The organism is Kineococcus glutinatus, from assembly GCF_039542765.1.
GTDB classification, from domain to species: Bacteria; Actinomycetota; Actinomycetes; order Actinomycetales; family Kineococcaceae; genus Kineococcus_A; species Kineococcus_A glutinatus.
Window position 1 is genome coordinate 1 of sequence record NZ_BAABIL010000440.1, and the last position, 5,578, is coordinate 5,578.

5 protein-coding genes and 1 pseudogene are annotated in these 5,578 nt (G+C 71.5%); all 6 read left to right on the top strand.

Annotated elements, in window-relative coordinates; all coding sequences use genetic code 11:
- Positions 1–707: flagellar type III secretion system pore protein FliP (fliP, locus tag ABEB16_RS15450; protein ID WP_345713118.1), on the top strand; the 707-nt coding region annotated here is incomplete at its 5' end.
- A gap of 40 nt (positions 708–747) precedes the next feature.
- A complete protein-coding gene (locus ABEB16_RS15455) occupies positions 748–1,026 on the top strand; it encodes a flagellar biosynthetic protein FliQ (RefSeq protein ID WP_345713119.1) in 279 nt (92 codons plus the stop codon).
- A 3-nt stretch (positions 1,027–1,029) separates the two neighbouring features.
- Entirely contained in the window at positions 1,030–1,803 is a 774-nt protein-coding gene (locus ABEB16_RS15460) for a flagellar biosynthetic protein FliR (RefSeq protein WP_345713120.1), read from the top strand.
- Positions 1,804–1,962: 159 nt separating this feature from the next.
- Positions 1,963–3,045, top strand: coding sequence for an EscU/YscU/HrcU family type III secretion system export apparatus switch protein (locus tag ABEB16_RS15465; RefSeq protein ID WP_345713121.1), 1,083 nt, complete (start codon positions 1,963–1,965; stop codon positions 3,043–3,045).
- A 306-nt stretch (positions 3,046–3,351) separates the two neighbouring features.
- Positions 3,352–5,370 carry a flagellar biosynthesis protein FlhA gene (flhA, locus tag ABEB16_RS15470; RefSeq protein ID WP_425560213.1) on the top strand — a complete coding sequence of 673 codons (2,019 nt, stop codon included), beginning with the start codon at positions 3,352–3,354 and terminating at the stop codon, positions 5,368–5,370.
- Positions 5,348–5,578 (top strand): annotated as a pseudogene (locus ABEB16_RS15475) (hypothetical protein); the annotation flags it as partial. The gene flhA and the pseudogene ABEB16_RS15475, both read left to right, overlap by 23 nt.

Genomic DNA, 5,578 nt, shown 5'->3' on the forward strand with positions numbered 1-5,578 from the left:
CCCCGCGTGCCGGGCGGCGGCGAGGTCCTCGCCCCGTTCGTAACCGACCAGCGGCCGGCCTCAACGGGGTCAACGGCACGCCGAGCCAGTCGGTCACGATCATCATCGCGCTGACGGTGCTGTCCGTGGCGCCCTCGCTGCTGCTGCTCACCACCAGCTTCACCAAGATCCTCGTGGTGCTGGGCCTGACCCGCAACGCCCTCGGCCTCACCGGCACCCCGCCGAACCAGGTGCTGGCCGGCCTGGCGCTGTTCCTGACCATGTTCGTCATGGCGCCGACGTTCTCGGCCGTCAACGACGCCGCGGTGCAGCCCTACCTCAAGGGCGAGAAGACCGCGACGGCCGCCTTCACCGACGGCCAGGCGCCGCTGAAGGAGTTCATGCTGAAGCAGACCCGCAAGGAAGAGCTGGCCCTCATGACGAAGGCCGCCAAGCGGGAGATGCCGCAGAACCGCGCCGAGGTGCCGATGACCACCCTGGTGCCGGCCTTCGCGCTCTCGGAGCTGCGCTCGGCCTTCATCATCGGGTTCGTCATCTTCATCCCGTTCCTGGTGATCGACATCGCGGTCTCCGGGGCGCTGATGTCGCTCGGCATGATGATGCTGCCGCCGGTCACGGTCGCCCTGCCCTTCAAGCTGCTGCTCTTCGTGATGGTCGACGGCTGGGGACTGATCATCAAGTCGCTCGTCGCCAGCTACAACGGCTGACCGCCGCCCTCCCACCCCTCCTCGACCGGAAGGCACAGCGATGACCGACGTGACCGTCATCCACATCGGGATGGGCGCTCTCGTCCTCGCCGCCAAGCTCTGCGGACCGATGCTGCTCACCGCCCTGGCCGTCGGCTTCGCGATCTCCCTGTTCCAGTCCGTCACGCAGATCCAGGAGCAGACGATCTCCTTCGTGCCCAAGGCCGTCGCCGTGGGGGTGGTCCTCGTCGTCTGCGGGCGCTGGATGCTGCACGAGCTGACGACCTACACGAGCAACCTCTACGAGCAGATCCCCGCGCTGCTCAGCCACGGGGGCTGAGGCGTGCAGGGCACCGGCACCGGCATCGACGTCCCCCTCGACCTGCTGCTGGCGATGCTGCTCTCGTCCGTCCGCGTCGTGTCGTGGATGATGCTGGCGCCGCCCTTCTCCAACCGCGCGGTCAACGGCCGGGTCAAGGCCATGGTCGCGGTGGCCGTCACGCTGCCGCTGGCGGTGCAGCTGCGCGACCAGGTCCCCGCGGCCGAGCCGGGTCCGCTCATCTCGGCGGTGCTGCAGCAGGCCCTCGTGGGGGCCGTGATGGGCGCGCTGTGCGCCCTCGCCTTCGCCGCCGTCCAGGCCGCCGGTGACCTGCTGGACCTCTTCGGCGGGTTCCAGATGGCCAGCGCGTACGACCCGCTGCTGCAGAACCAGACGGCCATCTTCGGCAAGCTCTACCAGGCGACCTCGATCGCGCTGCTGGTCGTCACCGGTGGGCACCTCATCGTGCTGCAGGGGCTGCTCAAGACCTTCGAGGTCGTCCCGCTGACCGGGGGGATCTCGATGGGGACCGCCTCCCAGCTGTACACCGAGGGCATCGTGCAGATGGTCGCCGCGGCCCTGCAGATCGCCGCACCGCTGATCGCGGTCCTCTTCATCACCGACATCGGCCTGGGCCTGCTGTCGCGCGCGGCCCCCGCCCTCAACGCGTTCTCCATGAGCTTCCCGCTGAAGATCATGGTGACGCTCACCCTGGGCGGCTTCGCGTTCGCGCTGCTGCCCGGCCCGGTGAGCGCCGCGGTCGAGTCCGCGACGGGCCTGCTGGCCGCCTTCCGGTGACACCGCGGTCGGCACCGCTGCGCCGCACGGGACCCGTGTGACCGCTGTGGCCCCCGGGCCCCGCGACCGGCCCCGCGACCAACCCCACGACCGGCCCCGCGACCAACCCCACGACCGGCCCGACGGGTCCGACGGACCCCCCACGCAGGAGGTGAGCACGTGAGCGGTGAGAAGACCGAGAAGCCGACCGGCAAACGCCTCAAGCAGGCGAAGGACGAGGGCAACACCCCCCGCACCGCCGACCTGTCGGCCTGGCTGTGCACCGCCGCGGGGGCGCTGCTGCTGCCGATGGCGATCGACTCCGGCGAGGAGCTCGGCCGCTCCCTCTTCGCCCTGGTGCCGGCCGTCGCGGCCGACCCCGAGCCCGCCCGCGCGCTGGTCTCCCTCACCACCGGCTTCAAGGGCGTGCCGCTGGTCGTGGCACCCGTCGCCGCGGCCACGGTCCTGGCGGCCGTCGTCGCGGGGGCGATGCAGGGCGGGCTGCACCTGGCCCCCAAGCGGCTCAAGCCCAAGTTCAGCACCCTCAACCCCATCAGCGGCATCAAGCAGCACTACGGCCCGCACGCGCTGTGGGAGCTGGCGAAGTCGCTCGCGAAGGTGGGCGTGCTGGGCCTGGTGCTCTGGAGCGTGCTGCGGGGCCTGGCCCCCCACCTGGTCGCGGCCGGCGTCATGCCGCTGGAGGGGGTGCTGTCGGCGACGGGCGACGCCATCGGCTCGCTGCTGCGCATCGTCGTCTTCCTCGGTCTCGTCATCGCCGGTGCCGACTACGCGATGAGCCGCCGCAAGGTCATGAAGAGCCTGCGGATGAGCAAGGAGGACATCAAGCAGGAGTACAAGAACGCCGAGGGCGACCCGCTGCTCAAGGGCGCCATCAAGTCCAAGCAGCTGGCGATGTCCCGCAACCGCATGATGGCCGACGTCGCCGACGCCGACGTCGTCGTGGTCAACCCCACCCACATCGCCGTCGCGCTGCGCTACGACCCGGCCAAGGGCGCACCGCGGGTCGTCGCCAAGGGCGCCGGTGCCATCGCGGACAAGATCCGCGAGAAGGCCCGCGAGCACGACGTCCCGCTCGTGCGCGACATCCCGCTGGCCCGCACCATGTACAAGGACGTCAAGGTCGGCCAGGAGGTCCCCGCGGACCTCTACGCGGCCGTGGCGAAGGTCCTGGCCTTCGTGATGAGCCTGCGCACCCGCGGCAGCCTGCTCAGCGGCGGCGAGCCGCTCACGGTGCCCAGCTGACCTGCCCGGCCGATGTGCCCGGCCGGCCGGCACGACCGGTCCACCCCCCGGCAGAGCCCCGGTGCCCGCGCGGCACCGGGGCTCTGCCGACGCGGTGGCCGGCACGTCCCCGGCCGGCGGAGCGGTGGGGCTCACCCGTCCGCGCCGCCCGGGCGGCGCCTCAAGTCCGGCGCCGCCCGTGCCGAGAAGAGGGGAGCCAGGACGGCACGCAGGGCCACGGACAGGCCGGTCGGACGGTACTCCCCCCGGGGAGGCCGGTGAACCCGGGACGGTGCAGTGCTAGGTCGGAACCTCACCCAGTTGGCGATGCCCATCGGCGTCGTCGGCATCGTGCTGCTGCTCGTGGTGCCGCTGCCGGCGGTCCTGCTCGACATCCTCATCGCGACGAACATCACCGCCTCCCTGGTGGCGCTGCTCATCTGCATGTTCGTCAAGCGGGCCCTGGACTTCTCGGTCTTCCCCTCGCTGATCCTCGTGCTGACGCTCTTCCGGCTCGGCCTCAACGTGGCGGCGACCCGGCTGGTGCTCTCCGACGGTTACGCGGGCAAGGTCATCGAGGCCTTCGGGCACTTCGTGATCTCCGGCTCGCTCGTCATCGGCCTCGTGGTCTTCCTGATCCTCATCGTCATCCAGTTCGTGGTGATCACCAAGGGTGCCGAGCGCGTCGCCGAGGTCGGCGCCCGCTTCACCCTCGACGCGATGCCCGGCAAGCAGATGGCGATCGACGCCGACCTCAACGCCGGCCTCATCGACGAGGCGGAGGCCCGCCAGCGCCGCGCCGACGTGGCCGCCGAGGCGGACTTCTACGGCGCCATGGACGGTGGCTCGAAGTTCGTCAAGGGCGACTCGATCGCGGCGATCATCATCACGCTGATCAACCTGATCGGCGGCTTCACGATCGGCATGGTCCAGCAGGGCCTGGCCCCGGCGGAGTCGATCAACAAGTTCGCGCTGCTGTCCATCGGTGACGGCCTGGTCTCCCAGGTCCCCGCGCTGCTGCTGTCGGTGGCCACCGGCCTCATCGTCACCCGCTCCACGAGCAACGGCGACCTCGGCTCCGAGGCCATCAAGCAGCTGTCGCAGCAGAAGATGGCCCTGCAGATCGCCGGCGGTGCCGCCATCGTGCTGGCCCTCATCCCGCACATGCCCAAGCTGCCGTTCTTCGTCGTCGGCACGCTGGCCTTCGTCGCCGCCTCCCGCATCGCCAAGCGCGACGCGAAGCTCGCCGCCGCCGAGGCCGTCGCCCCGGTGCCCGTCGGACCCGTCGTCGACGCCACCGAGGCCCTCGTCGAGGAGATGCGGGTCGACCCGCTGGAGCTCGTCCTCGCCCCCGACCTGGTCGACCTCGTCGACACCGCCGGCGGCGGCGACCTGCTCGACCGGGTGCGCGCGCTGCGCCGCAAGGTGGCCCTGGAGCTGGGCGTCGTGCTGCCGCCGGTCCGCACCCGCGACTCCCTCGACCTGCCGGTCTCCACCTACGCGGTGCGCATCTCCGGCGTCGAGGTCGGCCGCGGCATGGCCCCGCCCGGACAGGTGCTCGCCCTGGGCGACAACCTCGACGGCCTGCCCGGCCGCGCCACGATCGAGCCGGTCTTCGGACTGCAGAGCAAGTGGATCCCCAGCGAGCTGCGGGGACAGGCGCAGCTCACCGGCGCCACGGTCGTCGACCGCGCCAGCGTCCTTATCACCCACCTCGGCGAGATCGTCCGCAGCAACGCCCCGCGCCTGCTGGGCCGGGAGGACGTGCGCTCGCTGGTGGACACCCTCAAGCGCACCCACCCGGCGGTGGTGGACGAGCTCACCCCCGCCGTGCTCAGCCTGGGCGAGGTCCAGCGGGTGCTGCAGGCCCTGCTCGACGAGAGCGTGCCGATCCGCGACCTGGCCCGCATCTTCGAGGCGCTGTCGCTGCGGGCCAAGCAGGGCTCCGACCTCGACGGCCTGGTGGAGGCCTCCCGGGGCGCGCTCGGCCCGGCCGTGGCCGGTGTCCACGAGCAGGACGGCGTCCTGCGGGTCATCACGCTGGACCCGATGCTGGAGCACTCCCTGGCGGAGTCGCTGCGGCCGGGCGAGCACGGCATGAACCTCGCCCTCGAGGCCGCGACGGTCGACCACCTCGTCACCGAGACGACCTCCTGCCTCGAGCGCGCCGAGCAGGCCGGCTTGCAGGCGGTGCTCGTCTGCGCCCCGTCGCTGCGCTCGCCGCTGCGGCGCCTCATCAAGGTCGCGCTGCCGCGACTGCACGTCCTCTCGTACCACGAGGTCAGCACGCACGCCCGGATCGAGACGATCGGATCGGTGAGGCATGTCCACGCACTTGCATCTTGAGGGTTCGGACCTGGGCGAGCTGCTGGCCAGGGCCCGTGACGAGCACGGCGAGGGCACTCGCGTCGTGCGTGCCGAGCGCATCCGCTCCGGTGGTGTCGCCGGATTCTTCGCGAAGGAGCACTACGAGGTGACTGTCGAGGTCCCGGACCCGGGGGAGCAGTTGGCCCCCCTGCCCGCCGGCACGGGCAGCGAGGCCGTGGCGCCCGCC

Bases quoted from the DNA above. Each gene is read 5' to 3' on its own strand.
- ABEB16_RS15455 (WP_345713119.1), top strand. From the start codon at position 748: ATGACCGACGTGACCGTCATCCACATCGGGATGGGCGCTCTCGTCCTC.
- flhA (WP_425560213.1), top strand. From the start codon at position 3,352: ATGCCCATCGGCGTCGTCGGCATCGTGCTGCTGCTCGTGGTGCCGCTG.